General features: G+C 66.2%; 19 protein-coding genes. 12 read left to right on the top strand and 7 right to left on the bottom strand.

Features of this window, described 5'->3' with window-relative positions; genetic code table 11:
- Positions 1–47 precede the first annotated feature (47 nt).
- Genes A1351_RS13825 through A1351_RS13815 form a run of 3 tightly spaced genes read right to left on the bottom strand, consistent with a single transcriptional unit; the run spans position 48 to position 2,977 of the window.
- Positions 48–983 carry a prephenate/arogenate dehydrogenase family protein gene (locus A1351_RS13825; RefSeq protein ID WP_024880313.1) on the bottom strand — a complete coding sequence of 312 codons (936 nt, stop codon included), beginning with the start codon at positions 981–983 and terminating at the stop codon, positions 48–50.
- Positions 976–2,097, bottom strand: a complete 1,122-nt coding sequence (gene hisC, locus A1351_RS13820; RefSeq protein ID WP_024880314.1) for a histidinol-phosphate transaminase — start codon at positions 2,095–2,097, stop codon at positions 976–978. Before hisC ends, A1351_RS13825 begins: the two co-directional genes overlap by 8 nt.
- 4 nt (positions 2,098–2,101) lie before the next feature.
- Positions 2,102–2,977 (bottom strand): chorismate mutase, encoded by an 876-nt coding sequence (locus A1351_RS13815; RefSeq protein WP_024880315.1) that lies wholly within the window; start codon positions 2,975–2,977, stop codon positions 2,102–2,104.
- Between the two features lie 265 nt (positions 2,978–3,242).
- On the opposite strand from A1351_RS13815, the gene A1351_RS13810 reads away from it, so the two are divergent.
- Both A1351_RS13810 and A1351_RS13805 read left to right on the top strand, forming a co-directional pair.
- Positions 3,243–3,521, top strand: a complete 279-nt coding sequence (locus tag A1351_RS13810) for a CopG family ribbon-helix-helix protein (protein WP_024880316.1) — start codon at positions 3,243–3,245, stop codon at positions 3,519–3,521.
- The gene (locus A1351_RS13805; RefSeq protein ID WP_024880317.1) at positions 3,518–3,805 is read left to right on the top strand and encodes a type II toxin-antitoxin system RelE/ParE family toxin; all 288 of its coding nucleotides are present in this window, start codon (positions 3,518–3,520) and stop codon (positions 3,803–3,805) included. Before A1351_RS13810 ends, A1351_RS13805 begins: the two co-directional genes overlap by 4 nt.
- 9 nt (positions 3,806–3,814) lie before the next feature.
- Here the strand turns inward: A1351_RS13805 and A1351_RS13800 are convergent, their stop codons facing one another.
- The 3 genes from A1351_RS13800 to A1351_RS13790 form a co-directional block, all read right to left on the bottom strand.
- Positions 3,815–4,507, bottom strand: coding sequence for a lytic transglycosylase domain-containing protein (locus A1351_RS13800; RefSeq protein WP_024880318.1), 693 nt, complete (start codon positions 4,505–4,507; stop codon positions 3,815–3,817).
- A 112-nt stretch (positions 4,508–4,619) separates the two neighbouring features.
- On the bottom strand, positions 4,620–6,296 hold the full coding sequence (recN, locus tag A1351_RS13795) for a DNA repair protein RecN (RefSeq protein WP_024880319.1): 1,677 nt from the start codon (positions 6,294–6,296) through the stop codon (positions 4,620–4,622).
- Between the two features lie 47 nt (positions 6,297–6,343).
- Positions 6,344–7,225 carry an outer membrane protein assembly factor BamD gene (locus A1351_RS13790; RefSeq protein ID WP_024880320.1) on the bottom strand — a complete coding sequence of 294 codons (882 nt, stop codon included), beginning with the start codon at positions 7,223–7,225 and terminating at the stop codon, positions 6,344–6,346.
- Between the two features lie 359 nt (positions 7,226–7,584).
- Between A1351_RS13790 and A1351_RS13785 the strand changes: the two genes are divergently transcribed.
- The 3 genes from A1351_RS13785 to A1351_RS13775 are packed head-to-tail and all read left to right on the top strand — an operon-like array spanning position 7,585 to position 9,609.
- On the top strand, positions 7,585–8,097 hold the full coding sequence (locus tag A1351_RS13785) for a TadE/TadG family type IV pilus assembly protein (RefSeq protein WP_064033257.1): 513 nt from the start codon (positions 7,585–7,587) through the stop codon (positions 8,095–8,097).
- Positions 8,094–8,609 carry a TadE/TadG family type IV pilus assembly protein gene (locus tag A1351_RS13780; RefSeq protein ID WP_051465422.1) on the top strand — a complete coding sequence of 172 codons (516 nt, stop codon included), beginning with the start codon at positions 8,094–8,096 and terminating at the stop codon, positions 8,607–8,609. Before A1351_RS13785 ends, A1351_RS13780 begins: the two co-directional genes overlap by 4 nt.
- Positions 8,602–9,609, top strand: a complete 1,008-nt coding sequence (locus tag A1351_RS13775; RefSeq protein WP_024880322.1) for a pilus assembly protein TadG-related protein — start codon at positions 8,602–8,604, stop codon at positions 9,607–9,609. The genes A1351_RS13780 and A1351_RS13775 overlap by 8 nt, the downstream gene beginning before the upstream one ends.
- A 47-nt stretch (positions 9,610–9,656) precedes the next feature.
- Here the strand turns inward: A1351_RS13775 and A1351_RS13770 are convergent, their stop codons facing one another.
- A complete protein-coding gene (locus A1351_RS13770; protein WP_064033256.1) occupies positions 9,657–10,463 on the bottom strand; it encodes a sterol desaturase family protein in 807 nt (268 codons plus the stop codon).
- Between the two features lie 282 nt (positions 10,464–10,745).
- Here A1351_RS13770 and A1351_RS13765 point away from each other — a divergent pair, with 282 nt between their 5' ends.
- The 7 genes from A1351_RS13765 to glyS all read left to right on the top strand — a co-directional run bounded on the left by A1351_RS13765 (position 10,746) and on the right by glyS (position 21,171).
- Positions 10,746–11,447, top strand: coding sequence for a spermidine synthase (locus A1351_RS13765; RefSeq protein ID WP_064033255.1), 702 nt, complete (start codon positions 10,746–10,748; stop codon positions 11,445–11,447).
- Entirely contained in the window at positions 11,444–11,752 is a 309-nt protein-coding gene (locus A1351_RS13760; RefSeq protein WP_024880325.1) for a DUF167 family protein, read from the top strand. Before A1351_RS13765 ends, A1351_RS13760 begins: the two co-directional genes overlap by 4 nt.
- Positions 11,753–12,149: 397 nt before the next feature.
- Positions 12,150–15,644 (top strand): carbamoyl-phosphate synthase large subunit, encoded by a 3,495-nt coding sequence (gene carB, locus A1351_RS13755; RefSeq protein WP_024880326.1) that lies wholly within the window; start codon positions 12,150–12,152, stop codon positions 15,642–15,644.
- A gap of 157 nt (positions 15,645–15,801) precedes the next feature.
- Entirely contained in the window at positions 15,802–16,275 is a 474-nt protein-coding gene (greA, locus tag A1351_RS13750) for a transcription elongation factor GreA (RefSeq protein WP_024880327.1), read from the top strand.
- A gap of 100 nt (positions 16,276–16,375) precedes the next feature.
- Positions 16,376–17,566: a mitochondrial fission ELM1 family protein gene (locus tag A1351_RS13745; RefSeq protein ID WP_245291656.1), complete on the top strand. Its 1,191-nt coding sequence runs from the start codon at positions 16,376–16,378 to the stop codon at positions 17,564–17,566.
- A 118-nt stretch (positions 17,567–17,684) separates the two neighbouring features.
- Complete coding sequence (trxB, locus tag A1351_RS13740; protein ID WP_064033253.1) at positions 17,685–18,680, top strand: thioredoxin-disulfide reductase; 996 nt, start codon at positions 17,685–17,687, stop codon at positions 18,678–18,680.
- A 154-nt stretch (positions 18,681–18,834) separates the two neighbouring features.
- Positions 18,835–21,171 (top strand): glycine--tRNA ligase subunit beta, encoded by a 2,337-nt coding sequence (gene glyS / locus A1351_RS13735; protein ID WP_026598892.1) that lies wholly within the window; start codon positions 18,835–18,837, stop codon positions 21,169–21,171.
- The last annotated feature ends 99 nt before the right edge of the window (positions 21,172–21,270 follow it).

The raw sequence follows: 21,270 nt of genomic DNA, 5'->3' as shown, positions 1-21,270 counted from the left end.
CTTCTCCCCGCTCGCGGGGAGAAGGGAAATTTTCAGCCGGAACCGCCTCACTCCTCGCGCGGCGCCGAGCGTCCGAAATCCGGCGCCGCCGTATCCTGCCCCTGCTCTATGATGCTGCGGCGGATGGCGCGCGTGCGCGTGAACAGCGCGAACAGCCCATCGCCGTCGCCGGTGCGGATCAGGCGGCGCAGCGCCGTCAAATCCTCGTCGAAACGGCCGAGCATCTCCAGCACGGCGTCCTTGTTGTTCAAGAAAATATCGCGCCACATGATCGGATCGGAGGCCGCGATGCGGGTGAAATCACGAAAGCCCGACGCCGAGAATTTGATCACCTCCGACTGCGTGACCTCCTCGAGATCGGCGGCCGTGCCGACGATGTTGTAAGCGATGAGATGCGGCAGATGGCTCGTCACCGCCAGCACCAGATCATGATGAGTCGCGCTCATCGTCTCGACATTGGCGCCGAGGCGCGTCCAAAAAGCCGAGAGCTTCCTCACCGCCTCGCCGTCGAAACCTTCTTGCGGCGTGAGAATGCACCAACGATTCTGAAACAGCGTCGCAAAGCCGGCGTCCGGCCCGGAATATTCCGTGCCGGCGATCGGATGCGCGGGAATGAAATGCGCGCTCGCGGGAACATGCGGCGCGACCTGCGCGACAATGGCGCCCTTCACCGAGCCGACGTCGGACAGAATGGCGCCCGGCGCAAGATGCGGCGCGATCGCGCGCGCGACCTCGCCGCAAGCGCCGACCGGCACGCAGAGAATAACGAGATCGGCGCCCGTGACGGCCTGCGCGAGATCGGCGGTCGTTTCATCGGCTATGCCGAGCTCGCGCACGCGCGCGCACACTTGTTCCGAGGCGTCGCTCGCGGCGATGCGAGTCGCGGCGCCATAGGCGCGAGCGCCGCGCGCGATCGACGAGCCGATGAGGCCGAGGCCGATCAGCGCGACCTTCTCGAAGATCGGCGCGCGCGCGTCAGCCATGCGCGGCCCGCGGCGCCGCGCGCCAAGATGCGGTGAATTCGCCGAGCGCCGCGACGACGAGACGATTGGCCTCCTCCGAGCCGATGGTCAGCCGCAGAAATTGCGGCATTCCATAAGCGCCGATCGCGCGCAGCACGAGGCCACGCGCGGTGAGGAAGCGATCGGCGTCCGCCGCCGTGCGCCCCGCCTCATCGGGAAAGCGAATGGCGATGAAATTGGCGACGCTCGGCAGAACCTCGAGCCCCAGCGCCTCGATCTCGCGCGTCAGAAACGGCAGCCAGCGCGCATTATGCGCGATCGCCGCCTCGAGATGCGCTTTGTCCTGCACGGCCTCTATGCCCGCCTCGATCGCCGCGCTGCTCACATTGAAAGGGCCGCGCAGACGGTTCAGCGCATCGACGATATGCGCCGAGCCATAGCCCCAGCCGAGACGCAGCCCCGCGAGGCCGTAGATTTTCGAGAAGGTGCGCGTCGTCACCACATTGTCGCGCGTCGAGGCGAGCTCCAGCGCCGCGGAGTAATCCTCGCACTGCGCATATTCCGCATAGGCCGCGTCGATGACGAGCACGACATGCGGCGGCAGCGCGTCGGCGAGCCGCAGTATTTCCGATTTCGGCAGATAGGTCCCAGTCGGATTATTGGGATTGGCGACGAAGACGATTTTCGTGCGCTCCGTCACCCTCTCCAAAATCGCGTCGACGCTCGCCTTGTAATTCGTCTCCGGCGCGATGACGGGAACGCCGCCCGCCGCGAGAATGACGATGCGATATTCGAGAAATCCATATTGCGTGTAGATTCCTTCGTCGCCCGGCTCGATGAAAGCGTGCGCGAGCAGAGCGAGAATATCGTCGGAGCCGGCGCCGCAGACGATGCGCTCGGGATCGAGCCCATGCGCCGCGCCGATCGCCTGCCGCAGCCGCGTCGCCGAGCCGTCGGGATAGGCGGCGATCTTGGGCGCCAGCGCGCGCAGCGCCTCCACGGCCTTGGGAGACGGCCCCAGCGGCGTCTCATTGGCGGAGAGCTTGAAGACGCGCGCGGCGCCGGGGGCGGCGCTCTTGCCGGGCACATAAGCGTCGATCGCCAGCACGCTTCGACGCACGACAGGTTTGGTCATCTCGTCAACTCCTCGGAGCAAAAACGCCGCTGCGGGCCGTATCCAATTCGAAGCGCGCCGCATGGCTGCCGACCGGCTCGGCGCTGGCGCGGCCGACGCCGGCGCGCGCCAGCTCTTCCGTAAATTGCGCGGCTTTCACATGGCCGGGCGCGGCGACGAGCAGCGACAGCTCGCCGCCATGCGGCGCGGTGGCGAGAATTTCGCCGGCGAGCGCGTCGATCGCCGCCGGAGCGGCCGCATGCCATTTCGGCAGCGTGAGCGCATAGAGGGCGATATCCTGCGAGGCGGCCTCGGCCAGGGGCTTGGCGACGATCAGCACCGGCAAGCCGGCCGGATGATTGGGCCGCTCGACGAAGGGCAGGCGCGCGATGATCTTGGGCGCATTCTCGCCGACGAGCCGCGTCCACCAGGCGCCCTCCTCCTGCGCGCCGGCGGAGCGCAGCATTCCGAGATCGCCCTTGGAGCCCGCCACCGCCGCGACCACGGCGCCGGCGCCGTGATGGGTGACGTAAGGCACGGTGAAGCCGAAGTGGAAGCGCGCGCTGTCACGCATGGCCGCGTCGCCGCCGGAATCATCGGCGTGGAGGGAATATTCCGCCTGCATATAGGTGAAGGTGGACACGATGATGCGCCAAATGCCCTCGACCGTATCGACCGGCAACAGGCCCGTATGCCGCGAGACCAGCGCGCGCATCATCCGCGCCTCGCGGTCGGGGCGAAAGGCGGAGGCGCCATTCGGCCCCTTCACCGCGATCAGCCGATCGATGATCTCGCCGCGCTGCATGAGCAGGCCATGCATCTCGCGATCGATGCGGTCGATCTCGTCGCGCAGATCCGCGAGCGTTTCGGTCTCGATCCTGGGCAAAGATTCGTCTCGCATCGGCGCGGGCTGGCTTCGAAAAGGGCGGAGGGCTGTCTTAGGCCAGCGCGGCGCGAGAGGCAATGCGAGGGGGCCGGGCTCCCGGGGATCTGAGGTCACGTTAGCAGGCAGAGGTGTTTCCAGCTTCATGGCGGCGCTTGTCGCGGCCATCCACACCCCGACGCCCAGGGAGTCGGAACATGAACAGAACAACACATCAGCAAATCCAACGAGCGCGCTCCTCGCCCGCGCTTGCCCAAACTCAGATTGGCGATAGGATGTGTACATGAAAACACAAAACGAAGCGCGAGCAAGCGAAACCTTCACTGTCCGCGTCGACGCCCCGACCAAGGCGCGGCTGGAGAAGCTCGCCGAGAGCACCGGCCGCAGCCGTTCTTTTCTCGCAGCGGAAGCGATCACTCAATTTCTCGACGCCAATGAATGGCAAGTCGAGGGAATTCGAGACGCGATACGCGCGATCGACGCGGGCGAAGCGATAGCGCACGAGGACGTGCGGAAATGGGTCGAATCATGGGACACGCCGGATGAAACGCCGGCTCCATGAAAATCGTCTGGTCGCGAAAAGCGCTCGGCGATTTGTCGGCGATCCGAGCCTATATCGCGCGCGATAATCCGGCCGCCGCCCGGCGGATGGTCCTGCATCTCGTCGAAACGCTCGAAACGACCCTTCCCGGCGCTCCACACATCGGACGTCCCGGCCGTATTTTCGGCACACGGGAATTCGTCGTCACAGGAACGCCCTACCTCGTTCCCTATCGCGTGCAGAACGAGACTATTCACCTATTGCGCCTCTATCACGGAGCGCGCCGCTGGCCGGACGCTTTGTGACGGGCGCCTCTACTGCTGCGCCGTCTGCTCCTCCAGCGCGACCGGGACCTGCGCTTCCGTGTACATCATGATCGGCGCCGGCGCCGGCTGGGCTTGCGCCTCGGCCGCCCCGACATGCTTGCCGGCGGGAATATCGATCGCCGCCAGCACGACCGGCTGCGCCTCGGCTTTCGCCACGGCGGGCGCCGCCGGCTCGCTCAGCTCATCCGTGGACGAGCGCCCGCTCGCCATCTGGCCGAGCAGCCCCTTGCGCTTTGCCTCGAAATAAAAGCCCTTGGCGTAGAGCTGAATGGCCCGCTGCGCGTCGCCGCCGGCGACGCGGAAGGCGTTGGCGAGATAGGCGCCGGCGTAGGCGAGATTGGTTTCCGCGTCCAGCAGGCCCTTGGCCGGACCGCTGTAGCCGACGCTGCGCGCCGTGTCGTAGCGGATCTGCATCAAGCCCCAATACGGCCCGTTCTTGGCGGCGGGATTGTAATTGCTCTCGCGGCGGACGGCGGTATGGATCAGCGATTCGGGGATGTCGTAAGTGCGAGCGCAGCGGGAAATGCTGTCTTCCAGCTTCTCGCGCTGCGAGAGCTTCGCCTTCGGCGGCGGCGGCTCTTCGACCGCCTTGGCGACGAATTGACGTTCGGGAGAAGAGGAATTGCAGCCCGCGAGCGCAAAGCCCAAGGCGGCGGTCGCCGCGCAAATCGCCAGTCTCATTCGTCCTCCCGAGCCGATTTGGTTAGCGCTTCTTAACCGAAGATCGAGCTTTCGCCAAATCGGCCCGAATCCGTACGGGCCTCGTGAGCGCCTCCGGCCCCGCGGACACGCTCTAGCCCGCCCCTTCCAGCAGCCGGCGGGCCGCCGCGCGGGCCTCGTCGGTGATGGCGGCGCCCGAGAGCATGCGGGCGATCTCCTCGCGCCGCTCCGCCTCTTCCAGCTCGGCGACGCGCGTCGCCACGCGGTCTTTCGCCTTGCCTTTCACGGCGCCTTTGGCGATGCGCAAATGCCGGCTGGCGCGCGCCGCCACTTGCGGCGCATGGGTGACGGTGAGCACTTGCGCGCGTTTCGCGAGCCGCGCCAAACGCTGACCGATGGCGTCCGCCACCGCGCCGCCGACGCCGGTGTCGATCTCGTCGAAGACGAGCGTCGGCGCCGAGCCGCGATCGGCGAGCACGACTTTCAGCGCCAGCATGAAGCGCGCGAGCTCGCCGCCGGAGGCGACCTTCACCAGCGGGCCGGGCCGCGAGCCCGGATTGGTCTGCACCCAGAACTCCACACGATCATAGCCGTCCGGCCCGCCGGTCGCAGGATCGCTGACGATCTCGGTGCGAAAGCGCGCGCCTTCCAGCTTCAGCGGCTTCAGCTCGCCCTCCACGAGAGCGTCGAGCGTCTCGGCCGCCGCGCGGCGCGCCGCCGAAAGGCTTTCCGCCGCCTTGGCGTAGGCGGCCTGCGCTTTGGCGACCGCCTCGCTCAGCGCGACGATGCGCGCCTCGCCGGCGTCCAGCGCGGCGAGATCGGCGGCGAAGCGCTCGGCGAGCGCCGGCAGCGCATCGACGCTGGTCTGATGCTTGCGCGCGGCGCCGCGCAGAGCGAATAGCCGCTCCTCTATGCGCTCCAATTCGCGCGGGTCGAAATCGGCGTCGCGGAGCGCCTGCTCCAGCGCCTGCTCGGCAAGGGAGAGCGCGTCCAGCGCCTGGGCGAGCGCCTTGGCCGGCGGCTCGATCAGCTGCGGCGCCTGGGTCGCGCGCCGCTCCAGCCGCCGGGCGGCGGAGGCGATCTCGCCGGCGGGCGAATGATCGCCGGAAAAAGCCTCGAGCGCGTCACGCAGATCGCCGGCCACTTTCTCGGAGCGCTGCATCGTCTGGCGCCGCTCGGCGAGCGCGGCCTCCTCGCCCGGCTGCGGCGCCAGCGCCTCCAGCTCCTCATTGGCGTGGCGCAGATAATCGGCGTCGGCGCGCGCCTTGGCGACGCGGGCCTCCTCCTCGGCCAGCTCGCGGCGCGCGCGCTGGAGGGCGCCATGCAGTTCCCGCACCTGCGCCGCCGCTTCGCCGAGCCCGCCATGGGCGTCGACGAGGGCGCGATGGGCGCTCGGGTCCACCAATGCGCGATCATCGTGCTGGCAATGGATCTCGACCAGCGAAGCGCCGATCACGCGCAGCGCCTGGGCGCTGGCCGGCTGGTCATTGACGAAGGCGCGGGTGCGGCCGTCGCCGGTCTGCACACGGCGCAAAACCAGCTCATCCTCGGCGTCGAGGCCGAACTCGCGCGCCGCGGCGAGGGCCGGATGGTCGCGCGGCAGATCGAAGGCCGCCGTCACCTGCCCCTGCTCCTCGCCAGCGCGCACCAGCGAGGCGTCGCCGCGCGCGCCCAGCGCCAGCAGGAAAGCGTCGAGAAGGATGGATTTGCCCGCGCCGGTCTCGCCGGTCAACGTGGTCAGGCCTGACGAGAACTCGAGATCGAGCCTGTCGATGAGGACGATATCGCGAATAGACAAACGGACGAGCATGCGCGCGCTCTACTCTTCCGGCCCCCTCGGCTCGCCCCTGCGAACGCTCAGCTGGAGCCGAGCGTCTTGCCGATCTTGGAGAGCCACGAGCCCTGATGTTCTTCGGGCGCGACGCCGCCCGTCGCGAGCAGCGAATGCGCATCCTTGTACCAGGACGAATCGGGGAAATTATGCCCCAGAATGGCCGCTGCCGTCTGCGCCTCATTGACGACGCCCATAGCGAAATAGGCCTCCGTCAACCGATACAGCGCCTCCTCGGCGTGGCGGGTCGTCTGATATTTGGCGAGCACGTCATGGAAGCGATTGACCGCGGCCGCGTAATTCTTGCGCGTCAGATAGAAGCGGCCGACCGTCATGTCCTTGGCGGCGAGCTGATCGCGCGCCACCTGGATCTTGTATTTGACGTCGGTCACATATTCCGACTTGGGGAACTTCTCGACGAGCTGGGTGAAGATGGCCAGGGCCTTCTCCGCGCTCTCCTGGTCCTGCATCACCGCAGGGACTTGATTATAATAAGACATTCCCGCGAGATAATACATATAGGGCGTGTCGGGAGAGGTCGGATAGAGGCCGATGTAGCGCTGCGCCGAGGCGACCGCATCGTCATAGGCGGGCTTCTGATATTGCGCGAAAGTCTGCATCAGCAGGCCTTTGCGCGCCCATTGCGAGAAGGGATATTGCTTCTCGAGCTCGCCGAACTTCTTGGCGGCGTTCTCGTAATCATGGGCGTCCATGCGGGCGAGGCCCTGATTATAGATATCCTCGGCCGGAATATCGGGCAGAATCTCGGTCTTGTATTTTTCGCCCGAGAAGAGGCCAAAGCCGCTCGTTATGCTGTCCATGATATCGGCGCGCGCCGGCGCCGCCGCGAGCAGCGTGCAGGCGAGAACCGCGACGCGATAGCGGGACGAGCGGAAAATCATCGGCATGTGATCGACCTCATCGGGCGTAGGCGGTTTACTTTCTGTAGACCAAATCTCCGGGACGCGCCACCCGGCCTGACCCACGAGAAAAACAAGCGCGCGGGCCGCGCTCGCGAGACAGTTCGGCGACGGCCGGCGCCCGAGCGTCCCGCAATGGGGAACGCGGAATCGCCTTGCCGCGGCGGCCAGATGACGGGCGAGTTCGGGCGACATTATGGCGGGCGTGGCGTTTCCGCAGACCGGCGCGGGCGAGCGCGCGAAAGCCCCCCAGCGCTGCTTCGCCGCGCGGCCATGAACGCATTAATGCCTAGGTAACACCCGCCCCTCATGATGTGGGATAATTTCCCACGCAAGGGCGGAGCGCCATGATGGCCAAATTGGGAGCATGTGAGGGGCGCGCCGCCTTCTCCGAATGTCGAAGCGGCGCGACGGCGGTCGAATTCGCGTTCATCGCGCCGATTTTCATTTTGATCCTGGTCGTGTGGATCGATCTCGGCATGACTTTGCTCGAGCAGAGCGTGCTGGACAGCGCGACATTGCGGGCGGCGCGCAGCGTCAAGATCGGCGCGACGACGACGTCGGCGGCCTTCAAGACGACGCTCTGCGCCTATCTCTATGGCGTCGTCCCCTGCGCTTCGATCAAATATACGGTCCAATCCGGGACGAGCTTCTCCGCCCTTTCGACAACCATCACGACCGACAGCGCCAATGCGCTGACCAATACGAGCTTTTCCATCGGCTCGGGCGGATCGGACGTGCTGGTGCAGGTCGGCTTCACGCGCACGCTGTTCGCGCCCTGGCTCTCCTCCCTCTTCGGCAAGAACGGCTATCTGCTGATTCTGTCGACGGTCGCCTTCCAGAACGAGCCCTATTCATGAGCCGCCCGCTTCGACAGGACGGCGGCGTCGCGCTCGTCGAATTCGCGCTGATCGCGCCAGTCGCTCTCATGCTCACTCTCGGCGCCTTCGAGGCGACGCGGCTCATTCGCGCGAGCTGGAAAGCGCGGCTGGCGGCGCAGACCTTGGCCGATCTCGTCTCCCAGCAGACGAACGTCTCCACGACGATCATGTCCAATCTCTGCTCGGGCGCGCAAATGGCGCTTTCGCCGCTGAAGAGCTCGGGCTTCAAAGCCGCGGTGACGAGCGTCGTCTATTCGAGCAGCGGCCGGGCGAAAGACTGGCAGGACACGAGCTGCGGCTCCGCCTCCGCGACGACCAATGCGCCGACGCTGGCGACGACCTACACGCCGACCTCCGGCGACAGCGCCATCGTGGTGCAGGCGACATACGCCTATGCGGCCCCCGTCTCCTACGTGCTGCCCTCGACATTCTCTTTCTCGGCGATCGCGGTCGCCAAGCCACGCAACGGATCGAAGGTGACTCATGATTGAGAAAAGATCGACATTCGCCCGCTTCCGCGCGGATCGTCGCGGCGCGGCGGTGCTCCTGTTCGCCGCCGTATTGCTGCCGCTCGCTCTGCTGATCGGAGCAGGCGTCAATCTGGCGAGCGCTTTCGCGATTCGCTCGCGATTGCAGAACGCCGTCGATCAGGCGGCCTTGGCCGGCGCGACCGCCTATGTCTCTTCCTCGACCAGCGCCGCCGCCGTCACCGCCGCCAAAGCCTATATGGCCGGCGCCGTTGCGCTTCTGCCCAGCGCCTCCGCCTCGATCAGCTATTCGGCGACGACATCGACGGCCAGCTCCAGCAGCTCGACCACCGCCTATATCGTCACGGTGACGGCCTCGGCCACGGCCAAAAGCCAGATGCTCGCGGCCATTATGGCGAATGCGCCGATATCGGTGACGGCCACGGCGAAAAATTTCGTCTACACGGCGAGCATCGCCCTATCGCAATTCAACTCCAGCGCCTTGGACGCCAACACGCTCTATTATTACATCGTGCCGAGCGACGGCTCGACGCCATCGACCTCCAGCCTCACCAAGCTGTTCAGCAACAGCGGCGGCTCCACCTCCGGCACGATCAAGGTGACGCTCACCGCCGGGCAGAAATTGGGACTGGCGCTCTACAATGTCACCGGCGGACGCGGCGGCTATGGCTCCAACGGCTATGGCGGCGCGCAGGGCTCGTCGCATTATTTCTATTCGCATTTGTCGCCCCCGAGCAAAACCGCCTATTCGAGCGTGACGAAGAATTGCAGCCTTCAGGTCGTCACCAGCCTATCGTCGCTGGTCAGCGGCTCCTGCCTCTCGTCATTGCCGACCTATGCGGCGCTCAATTGCGCCTCGGCCGCGGGCAAGACGCTCTATTACGCCTGGAACGACATGGGCGGAAACACCGACGACTATGACTATAATGACGCGGTCATGTCGGTGACATGCGCCGCCAATGATTCGACCGCCAAGGCGACCGGCGTCGTGCTGACCAATTGATGGAGCGCCGAAAAACCCGGAAGGCGAGCCGGCGACGGCTCCGCCGATCAGACGGAGGCCGCCATGCGCTCGCGTTGGCGCACGCGCTCCGGCACGAGGTCCCAGCGCGTCTTGAACAGCGTGTCGCAAAGGCCCGGCGTGCCGAAACCGTCGGAAAAGCTCACATTGCCGCGCGTGTGGTGGAAGCCGTGCGCCGTGCTGGAGATGAGACGATCGAGCGTGGCGTTGAGCCGCTTGCGCCAGCCCTTCGCCGCGGGATCGCGGAAGGCGAGGCCGAAATCATAGCCCGAATGCTCATAGAGCCCACCGAGCGCGCCGAGGCTGGTCATCCACAGATGAAAAGCGACGCTGGCGCCGCCGCCGCCGACGAGAACCAGCGGCAGCAGATAGGGCATCACGATCTCGAAGAAGAAATCCGCGCCGGACTGATAGCAGGCGCTGATCGCCTTGCTGGCGCCGGTCTGATGATGCAGCGCATGGCCGAGCCGATTCATCATCGCCGGATGATGCAGCAGATGGCGATGCGCGACATATTGCACGATGTCATGGCCGATCAGCATGCCGATCATGGTCAGGACGAGCGCGGTCCAGCTCAGATGCGGCGCGCCGACGAAGCCGAGGCCGAAATATTCCACCGCCAGCATGGAGGGCAGGAGTATCGCCGTCTGATTGAACAAGACGCGCGGCAGCAGCTGGCGATAGCTCATGCGATCGAGGTCGCGAACCTTGAAGCGCTTCAGCCGGCCGGTCGAATCACACCATTCGAAAGCGAGACCGATCCCGTGGAACGCGACCATCTGCGCGGCCCAGGCGAGAAAGGAGAGAGGGATATATCCGAATGGTTCGAGCGACATAGACAGGCGGACTCCGATCGGGAGTTCCGTTCGTCGCGCCGGCCGCAATCCCCGCGGCGAACGGAGGAGATTTTTTTTGTCCTATAGCCGAGTTCATGGCGGATTTCTAGTCGGCGGGACCGGGACGCCAAGGCTTTGAATCCGGATGAGCAGCTCCTCACGCGGCGGCGTCATGTCCGCGCTCGTGGACATGACCGCCTCCTCCGTGCTGGACGCCAAATCTCGCCTCGAGCTATCACCACTCCACTGAAACGCGCCGCCCTCCAAGGAAAAGCTCTTCCCGTGATCCCCTGGACCCAGCTCGATACGGCCCCCGTGCCCGGCGGCGCGGAGGAACTGCGGCTCAAGCGGCGGGGCGCGGAATTCTCCATCATGCTCGGCAATAATGAGCTGATGAACAGCCGCCTCAGCGGCTCGGAGGAGGCGCTGGCCTCGCTCGCCTGCGGGAAAATCGCCGGCCGGGCGCAGCCGCGCGCGCTCATCGGCGGGCTCGGCATGGGTTTCACCTTGCGCGCCGCGCTCGGCGCTCTCGGGGCGAAGGCGCAGATCACCGTCGCCGAGCTCGTGCCCGCCGTCGTGGCCTGGGCGCGGGGGCCGATGGCGGAGGTTTTCGGCGACAGCCTGACCGACCCGCGCGTGCGCATAGAGGTGGAGGATGTCGGGCGGGCGATCCGCTCCGGCCGCGGCGGCTACGACGCCATTCTCCTCGATGTCGACAACGGCCCCGAAGGCCTCACGCGCGACGCCAATGGCGGGCTCTATGGCGAGGAGGGACTGCGGGAAGCGCGCGCCGCGCTGCGTCCGGCCGGCGTGCTGGCCGTATGGTCCTGCGCGCCGGATCGGGCGTTTTCCGCGCGGTTGCGCAAGGCCGGCTTCCGCGTGGAGGAGGTCAAAGCGCGCGCCAATGGCAGAGGCGGCGGCGCGCGGCATGTGATCTGGCTCGCCACGCGCGTCGATTCGCGGACGCGAGGGGGCGATCCGTGACGCGCAAATCGACGGAGGCCGAGCCTTTTTTCTGGTGGGAAGGCGAAACTCTCGTGGTCAACATATTGGGACGGCCGGCCGCCAGTCGCGACGCCATCGGCAAGCCCAGAGGCCATCAGCTCGAGGTCAGCGTGACCACGGCGCCGCGCCGAGGCCGGGCGACCGATCACATGGTGCGCTTTCTCGCCGGCGAATTCGGCGTCGCTCCCTCGGCGATCGAGGTCGTGTTCGGACGCATGAACGTCAACAAGCAATTGCGGATCGCCGCGCCGCAGAAGCTTCCAGGCCCGTTCCGCCGAGCCTGAGCGAAGGCGTCGAAACCCTCCGCCCGAACAGGCCACATGGCGGACGACGGCGAGGCGTGAAACGGGACTAATACATAATTCGATGGAGAATCGGACGGTTCTTCGGCGCGTCACGGCGCGGATTCAGGTGGGCGGTCTGGCCAATCCGCGCCGACTCTTCCCCAGTCGGCTTCCCAGCCCCTTTCCCTTCCGCAGATTCTCGTCTAACACACGGCCGACCGCCGGGCCGGGCCTCTCGCCCCGCTCGATCTCGTCTCTAGGGAGGGCGCGCTGGACCTTGGAAAGGCTGCAGCGCGGCCTTTTTTTGTGCGCGCCGGCGCCGCGACAGACGACAAGACGCGCGCTCTCCCCCATTCTGGGGAGCGTCCCGCGACGAAAGGATGACAGACGGACCGACATGCCGAAGCGAACAGACATCTCGACCATTCTGATCATCGGCGCCGGCCCCATCGTCATCGGCCAGGCCTGCGAATTCGACTATTCCGGCACTCAGGCCTGCAAGGCCCTGCGCGCCGAGGGCTATCGAATCGTCCTCGTCAATTCCAATCCCGCGACGATCATGACCGATCCCGACATGGCGGATCGGACCTATGTCGAGCCAATAACGCCCGAGATCGTCGCCAAGATCATCGAGAAGGAGCGCTACGCCATTCCCGGCGGCTTCGCGCTGCTGCCCACCATGGGCGGCCAGACGGCCTTGAATTGCGCGCTTTCGCTGAAGCGCATGGGCGTGCTGGAGAAATTCGACGTCGAGATGATCGGCGCCAACGCCCAGGCCATAGACAAGGCCGAGGATCGCGAATTGTTCCGCGAGGCCATGACCAAGATCGGCCTCGCCACGCCGCGCTCGCGCCTCGCCAACGCCACCGACGTCAAGACCTCCGACAAGGCCAAGCGCAACGCCGAGATCGCCGAGATCGAGGCCTCCGCCCTCTCCGCCGAGGAGAAGCAGAAGGCGATCGCCGATATTCGCCGCCGCTGGGAGACGGACGAGCCGGAGCGCAAGCGGCGCTACATTTCCAAGGGCCTGACCGAGGCGCTGGAGGCGCTGGAGGATATCGGCCTGCCGGCGATCATCCGCCCGTCATTCACGCTGGCCGGCACGGGCGGCGGCATCGCCTATAACAAGGCCGAGTTCATCGACATCATCGAGCGCGGCCTCGACGCCTCGCCGACCACCGAAGTGCTCATCGAAGAGAGCGTCATCGGCTGGAAAGAGTACGAGATGGAGGTCGTCCGCGACAAAGCGGACAATTGCATCATCGTCTGCTCGATCGAGAATATCGATCCGATGGGCGTGCATACGGGCGATTCGATCACCGTCGCCCCTGCCCTGACGCTGACCGACAAAGAATATCAGATCATGCGCGACGCCTCGCTCGCCGTGCTGCGCGAGATCGGCGTCGAGACCGGCGGCTCCAATGTGCAATTCGCCGTCGATCCCGCCACCGGCCGCATGATCGTCATCGAGATGAATCCGCGCGTGTCGCGCTCCTCGGCGCTGGCGTCGAAGGCGACGGGATTCCCCATCGCCAAGGTGGCCGCCAAGCTCGCCGTCGGCTACACGCTGGACGAGATCGCCAACGACATCACAGGCGGCGCGACGCCCGCCTCCTTCGAGCCGACGATCGATTATGTCGTCACCAAGATTCCGCGCTTCGCCTTCGAGAAATTCCCCGGCGCCGAGCCGATTCTGACGACGGCGATGAAATCCGTCGGCGAGGTCATGGCGATCGGGCGCAATTTCGCCGAATCGCTGCAAAAGGCGCTGCGCTCGCTGGAGACCGGCCTCTCCGGCCTCGACGAGATCGAGATCGACGGAATGGGCCGCGGCGACGATATGAACGTCCTGCGCGCCGCGCTCGGCACGCCGACGCCGGATCGGCTGCTCGTCGTCGGCCAGGCGCTGCGGCTCGGCATGGATCCGCAGGAGATTCACGAGGCCTGCAAGATCGATCCCTGGTTCATCGCGCGGATTGAGGAGATCGTCGCGTTGGAGGCCAGAGTGCGCGCCTTCGGCCTGCCAAAGGACGCCGAGAATTTCCGCGCCTTGAAATTCGCCGGCTTCTCCGACGCGCGCCTCGCCACGCTCACCGGCGCCGGCGAGAAGGAGGTGCGCGCGGCGCGGCGGGCGCTCGGCGTGCGGCCGGTCTATAAGCGCATCGACACTTGCGCGGCGGAATTCGCCTCGCCCACCGCCTATATGTATTCGACCTATGAGACGCCTTTCCTCGGCGCGCCGGCCAATGAGGCGCGGCCGTCGAATCGGCGCAAGGTGGTCATTCTCGGCGGCGGGCCAAACCGCATCGGCCAGGGCATAGAATTCGACTATTGCTGCTGCCACGCCTGCTTCGCGCTCGCCGACGCGGGCTATGAAACCATCATGATCAATTGCAATCCCGAGACTGTGTCGACGGATTACGACACCTCCGATCGTCTCTATTTCGAGCCGCTGACGGCCGAGGACGTGGAGGAGATTTTGGACGTCGAGCGCAGCAATGGGACATTGCATGGCGTCATCGTCCAATACGGCGGCCAGACGCCCTTGAAGCTCGCCCATGCGCTGAGCTCGGCGGGGCTGCCCATTCTCGGCACGCCAGTCGATTCGATCGACCTCGCCGAGGATCGCGACCGCTTCAAGCGCCTGCTCGACAAGCTCGGATTGAAGCAGCCGAAAAATGGCATCGCCTATTCGGTGGAGCAGTCGCGGCTCGTCGCCGGCGAGCTCGGCCTGCCTCTGGTGGTGCGGCCCTCCTATGTGCTGGGCGGACGCGCGATGGCCATCATCCGCGATCAGAACACGCTCGACGATTATCTGCTCGGCACGCTGCCGAGCCTCGTGCCTTCCGATGTGAAGGCGCGCTACCCCAATGACAAGACCGGGCAGATCAACACGGTTCTCGGCAAGAATCCGCTGCTCTTCGACCGCTATCTCACCGACGCCATAGAGGTGGACGTCGACTGTCTCGCCGATGGCGAGGAGGCGGCCATCGCCGGGGTGATGGAGCATATCGAGGAGGCGGGAATTCATTCCGGCGATTCGGCCTGCTCGCTGCCGCCGCGCTCGCTGTCGCCGGAGATGGTCGCCGAGCTCGAGCGGCAGACGATCCAGCTCGCCAAGGCGCTCGGCGTCATCGGGTTGATGAACGTCCAATACGCGCTGAAGGACGGCGAAATCTTCGTGCTCGAGGTCAATCCGCGCGCCTCGCGCACCGTGCCCTTCGTCGCCAAGGTGATCGGCGCGCCCATCGCCAAGATCGCGGCGCGGATCATGGCCGGGGAGAAGCTCTCGGCCTTCACTCTGCCCACCCGCGCGCCGAATCACGTCGGCGTGAAGGAATCGGTCTTCCCCTTCGCGCGGTTTCCCGGCGTCGACACCGTGCTCGGGCCGGAAATGCGCTCGACCGGCGAGGTGATCGGCCTCGACCGCAGCTTCGAGGCGGCCTTCGCCAAAAGCCAGCTCGGCGGCGGCACAAAGGTGCCGCGGCAGGGAACGGTCTTCGTCTCGGTGCGCGACGCCGACAAGCCGCGCGTCATACCGGCGGTCCAGCAGCTGGTGAGCCTCGGCTTCACCGTGGTGGCGACGGGAGGCACGGCGCGCTATCTGCAGGAGCAAGGCGTGCCGGCGCAAAAGCTCAACAAAGTGTCGGAAGGCCGCCCGCATATTGTGGACGCCATCAAGAACGGCTCGGTTCAGCTGGTGTTCAACACGACCGAAGGCGCTCAGGCGCTGGCGGATTCTCGTTCCTTGCGCCAAGCTGCGCTATTGCATAAAGTCCCCTATTATACGACTCTGGCCGGCGCGATCGCAGCAGTCCAGAGCATCAGGGCCTATGTATCGGGAGATCTCGAAGTCCGCGCCCTTCAGGACTATTTCGCGTCGAATGCGTGACCTCGCGCCGCGCGAATATAATTGAAGGCCGCCGCATCCGCGGCTCGTTCATGTCGAGGAAGTCCGACCGTCCGCCGCAGCTTTCGCTGGTCCGGGGGCGCCGGGAATTTTGTTGACCGGGTCAGGACCATCCAGGAGCGAAAGAGCAAGAGACATGGTGGACAAGGTGCCCATGACCGCCGCCGGCTACGCATCTCTCGACGAGGAGCTGCGTCAGCGCCAGCAGATCGAACGTCCGCGCATCATCCAGGCGATCGCCGAGGCGCGCGCCCATGGCGATCTCTCGGAAAACGCTGAATATCATGCCGCGAAAGAGGCCCAATCGCTGAACGAGGGCCGCATCGCCGAGCTCGAGGACAAGCTCTCCCGCGCCGAGGTCATAGACGTATCCAAGCTCACCGGCAATACGGTGAAATTCGGCGCGACGGTCACGGTCGTCGACGAGGACACCGAGGAAGAGAAGGCCTATCAGATCGTCGGCGAGCCCGAAGCCGATGTGAAGAGGGGCCGCGTCTCCATCGCCTCCCCCATCGCCCGCGCGCTGATCGGCAAGAAGGCCGGCGACACGGTCGAGGTGAAGACGCCGGGCGGCGGCAAGAGCTATGAGATTTTGAAGGTCGCTTTCGTCTGAGCGGCATGGGCGGCGAGGCGACCAAGCGGAATTTGAAAAAGCTCGCGCTCTCCTTCTCCCACTCGTGGGAGAAGGTGGCCCTCGTGTCAGCGAGGGTCGGATGAGGGTCCTTCCGGGTAAGGTCGAATCTTCGACGACCGGCGCGGCTCCCATGCGCGGCGACTTTCGATATGACGACGAGCGGCTCGGACCCTCATCCGACCCGGCTTCGCCGGGCCACCTTCTCCCGCAGGCGGGAGAAGGGAGAACCTCGACACTCCGCCCCACGACCGCCTGGGTACTCTCCGACACCCGCGCCGGTCATGAGGTCCAGAGTCTCGGCATAGCGGACGCCCTCGGCCTCTCCCCCCGCCTCATTCGCCTCGCCCCGCGCGGCCTCATCGCCGCGCTCGCGCCTTTCGGCCCGATCGATCCGCGCGAAGCGAAGCTGCTCGCCCCGCCCTATCCCGATCTCGTCATCGCCTGCGGCAGGCGGACGATTCCCTATCTGCGCCATGTGAAGCGCGCCTCCGGCGGCGCGGTCTTCACCGTCTATGTGAACCGCCCGGCCAGCGGGCTCGGAACGGCGGATGTCATCGTCGCGCCGCGCCATGACGGGCTCGGGGGAGAAAATGTCATCGCCCCGCTCGCGCCGGCGAATCGGCTGACGCCACAGCGCCTCGCCGAAGCGCGCGCCGCTCTCGACCCGCGCGTCGCGGCGCTGCCTGAGCCGAGAGTGGGGCTGCTGATCGGTGGGGATAGTCGACATTTTCGGTTTTCGGAGAGGGATGCGGAGAGGCTTCTCGCCGACGTCGGCGCCATGCTGGACCAGGGGTGGAGCGTCGCGGCGACGGTCTCGCGGCGGACGCCGGCGCGGCTCGTCGAGGCTTTGCGCGAGCGGCTCGTGGGCCCTCATCCGACCCCGCTTCGCGGGGCCACCTTCTCCCACGAGTGGGAGAAGGAAGCGCGCGCCTTTCTTTGGGCGGGGGACGGCGAGAATCCCTATCTCTCCATTCTCGCCGGCTCGCAGGCGCTGCTGGTGACGGCCGATAGCGTCAATATGGTCGCCGAGGCGGCCACGACCGGCGCGCCGGTCCATGTCTTCGAGCCGGAGGGCGGCGCCGCCAAGATCGCCGCCTTTCTCGATGCGCTCGAGCAGCGCGGCGCTTTGCGCCGCTGGCGCGGCCGGCTCGAGCATTGGCGCTACGAGCCGCTGAACGAGACGCCGGCCATCGCCGAAGAGATCGCCCGCCGCTACGCCGCCTTCCGTGGGGCGGCCCCCGTATTGCTTCATGGCTCGTGCGCTTCGTAATAGATTCGCGAGTCGCCCGAAGATCACGAGCGGTTGCGGCGCAACGCATAATGGCTAGATTGCGCCCATCCGAACGCGCCGCGCCGTCCGCGCGGAGACATTCGCAAAGAGCCTCTTCATGTCCGCAGACGATAAAGGCCGCCTGCACGCCCGCGTCATCGTGCTGGGGTCCGGCCCCGCCGGCTATACGGCGGCGATCTACACCGCGCGCGCCATGCTCGAGCCCGTGGTCATCGCCGGCTTCGATCAGGGCGGCCAGCTCATGATCACCACAGATGTGGAGAATTACCCCGGCTTCGCCGAGCCGATCCAAGGCCCCTGGCTGATGGATCAGATGCGCGCCCAGGCCGAGCATGTCGGCGCCAAGCTCGTCTCCGACCATATCGTCGAGGCGCGGCTGGACAAGCGGCCCTTCGAGCTATTGGGCGATTCGGGAACGCTCTACACGGCGGACGCGCTCATCATCGCGACCGGCGCCAAGGCCAAATGGCTCGGCCTTCCGAGCGAGGAGGCGTTCAAGGGCTATGGCGTCTCCGCCTGCGCTACTTGCGACGGCTTTTTCTTCCGCGGCAAGAAGGTGCTGGTCGTCGGCGGCGGCAATACGGCGGTGGAGGAGGCGCTCTATCTCTCGCAGATCGCCGCCGAGGTGACGGTGGTGCATCGCCGCGACTCCTTCCGCGCCGAGCGTGTGCTGCAGGAGCGGCTCGCCGCGCGGCCGAATGTCAAAATCCTCTTCGATCACGCGATCGACGAGATCTTGGGCGGCAGCGCCCCGCCTTCGGTCACGCAGACGCGCTTGAAGAACGTCAAGACCGGCGCGACGCAGACGCTGGATGTGGACGGGGTCTTCATCGCTATTGGCCACCAGCCGGCCTCGGAGCTGTTCGTCGGCCAGCTGGAGCTGAAGCCCTCCGGCTATATCGCCGTGCAGCCGGGCACGACCAACACCAATATTCCCGGCGTGTTCGCGGCCGGCGACGTGGCGGACGAGACCTATCGCCAGGCGGTGACGGCCGCCGGCCTCGGCTGCATGGCGGCGCTGGATGTGGAGCGATATCTGCTGGAGACGCCAGCGCATGCGAGCGACGCGCTCGCCTCCGAGGAGCCTTTGTGAGATAGCCCCCTCCCCGGCCCTCCCCCGCTCGCGCGGGAGAGGGAGAAGATTCGGCGCTTCATCGAAATTTCGCGCGACGCCCGCCGCCCCCTCTCCCGCGAAGCGGGCGAGGGTGAGGGAGGGGGCAAAGGAACACCGAAGGCAAAAACTCCACATGCCCGACCTTCTCCTCGAACTCTTCAGCGAAGAAATTCCCGCCCGCATGCAGCGTCAGGCTGCCGATGATCTGCAGCGGCTCGTCTGCGGCGCGCTCGCAGAAAAGGGGCTGACCTATGAGGGCGCGGCCGCTCATGCGACGCCGCGCCGGCTGGCGCTGCATATCGCCGGCCTGCCCGGCCGCCAGCCGGATACGCGCGAGGAGAAGAAGGGTCCGCGCGTCGGCGCGCCCGAGGCCGCCATTCAGGGCTTTCTGAAGAGCGCCGGCCTCGCGTCGATCGATGAGGCCAAGATCGAGAAGGACGCCAAAAAGGGCGAGTTCTATGTCGCCGTCATCGAGCGCGCCGGGCGCGAGACGATCGCGGTGCTGGCGGATCTGCTGCCGGGGATTGTGAAGAGCTTCCCCTGGCCGAAATCCATGCGCTGGGGCAAAGCCTCGACGCGGCTCGATGCGCTGCGCTGGGTGCGGCCGCTGCAATCCATTCTCGCCACTTTCGGGACCGAGATGGAGACGCCGGATGTGGTGCGCTTCTCTGTCGATGGAATCGAGAGCGGCGATGTCTCCCACGGCCATCGCTTTCTGGCGCCGGCCCCCTTCGCAGTGAAGCGCTTCGACGATTACGTTCCCGCGCTGGAGAAGGCGAAGGTCGTGCTCGACGCCGCGCGCCGGCGAGACATCGTGCTGCATGACGCGCGCAATCTCGCTATGGCGCTGGGGCTGGAGCTGGTCGAGGACGCCGCGCTGCTCGAGGAGGTCGCCGGCCTCGTCGAATGGCCGGTCACGCTGATGGGCGCTTTCGACGAGAGCTTTCTCTCCATACCGCCGGAGGTCATTCGCGCGACCATTCGCGTCAATCAGAAATGCTTCGTGCTGAAGCGCCCGGACGGCGGCCTCGCCAATCGCTTCATCCTCGTCTCGAACATAGAGGCGAGCGATGGCGGCGAGACGATCATCGGCGGCAATCAGCGCGTCATCGCCGCGCGCCTGTCGGACGCCAAATTCTTCTATGAGACCGATCTGAAGACGCCGCTCGGCGAGCGTCTGCCCAAGCTCGACAATATCGTCTTCCATGAAAAGCTCGGCACGCAGGGCGAGCGCGTTAAGCGCATAGAGGCGCTGGCGCGCGAGCTGGCGCCCATCGTCGGCGCCGATGCGGACAAGGCCGCGCGGGCGGCGACGCTCGCCAAGGCCGACCTCGTCACCGAAATGGTCGGCGAGTTCCCCGAGCTTCAGGGACTCATGGGCCGCTATTACGCGGCGGCGCAGGGCGAGGACGCGGAGGTCGCCGCGGCGCTGGAGGAGCATTACAAGCCGCAGGGGCCGGCGGACCGTATTCCGACGAGCCCTGTTTCCATCGCCGTGGCGCTCGCCGACAAGCTCGACACGCTCGTCGGCTTTTGGGCGATCGACGAGAAGCCGACGGGCAGCAAAGACCCTTATGCGCTACGCCGCGCGGCGCTGGGCATCATCCGCCTCGCGCTCGAGAATGAGCTGCGGCTGCCGCTGCGCGAAGCCTTCGCCGCCGCGCAATGGCCGGTCTGGCTCGCGGCGCGCACGCCGCTGCGCGAGCTGGTGACGAGCGAGGTCAATCGCGTCGCCTCCGACCTCTCGCCCAATGGCGCAGCGGCCCTCTCGGTCGACGCCGAGGCGCATCTGCGCCGCGACATAGAGAAGCAGCTTCACGCCGTCGGCAGAGAGGCGGGCGCCGAGGCGCCCTCGCCTGCCGCCGAGATTTTCTTGCGCGAGACGCTGCCGCCTCTGCTGACCACCAATGCGGCCGATCTCCTCGCCTTCTTCATCGACCGACTGAAGGTCTACCTTCGCGATCGCGGCGCACGATATGACCTCATCGATGCGGCGCTCGGGGCCTCGGCCTCGGCGCAGTCTCGAGAAGGGAGCGCGCAAATGCCGGACGATCTGCTCACCATCACGCGCAAGGTGGAGGCTCTGGGGAAATTCCTCGACACCGACGACGGCAAGAATCTGCTCGCCGGCTTTCGCCGCGCCGCCAATATTCTCAAGATCGAGGAGAAAAAGGACGGCGCCGGGTCCTATGAGGAGCCGCATCATCCCAATCTGCGCATGGAGCAGCCCGAGCATAAGCTCGCCGCCGCCATCAAGCGCGCGCGGGAGGAGACATCGGAACGGCTCGACAAGGAGAATTTCGAGAGCGCCATGCAGGCGCTGTCAAAGCTACGCGAGCCGGTCGACAACTTCTTCGAGGCGGTGACGGTGAATTGCGACGATCCGAAAGTGCGCCTCAACCGTCTGCGCCTGCTCGCCGAGCTGCGCGAAGCCATGCTGCAAGTGGCGGATTTTTCGAAAGTGGCGTGAGGCGCGCGCCGATCGGGTGAAGGTTTCCTCATCCTGAGGAGCCTGCGCAGCAGGCGTCTCGAAGGACGAGGAAAGCTTCATACGCCGCCATCTGGAGCT

It is taken from the genome of Methylosinus sp. R-45379, assembly GCF_001644125.1.
Taxonomy (GTDB): domain Bacteria; phylum Pseudomonadota; class Alphaproteobacteria; order Rhizobiales; family Beijerinckiaceae; genus Methylosinus.
The sequence above is the reverse complement of the archived record's forward strand: the minus strand, read 5'-3'. Positions and strand labels throughout refer to the sequence as shown.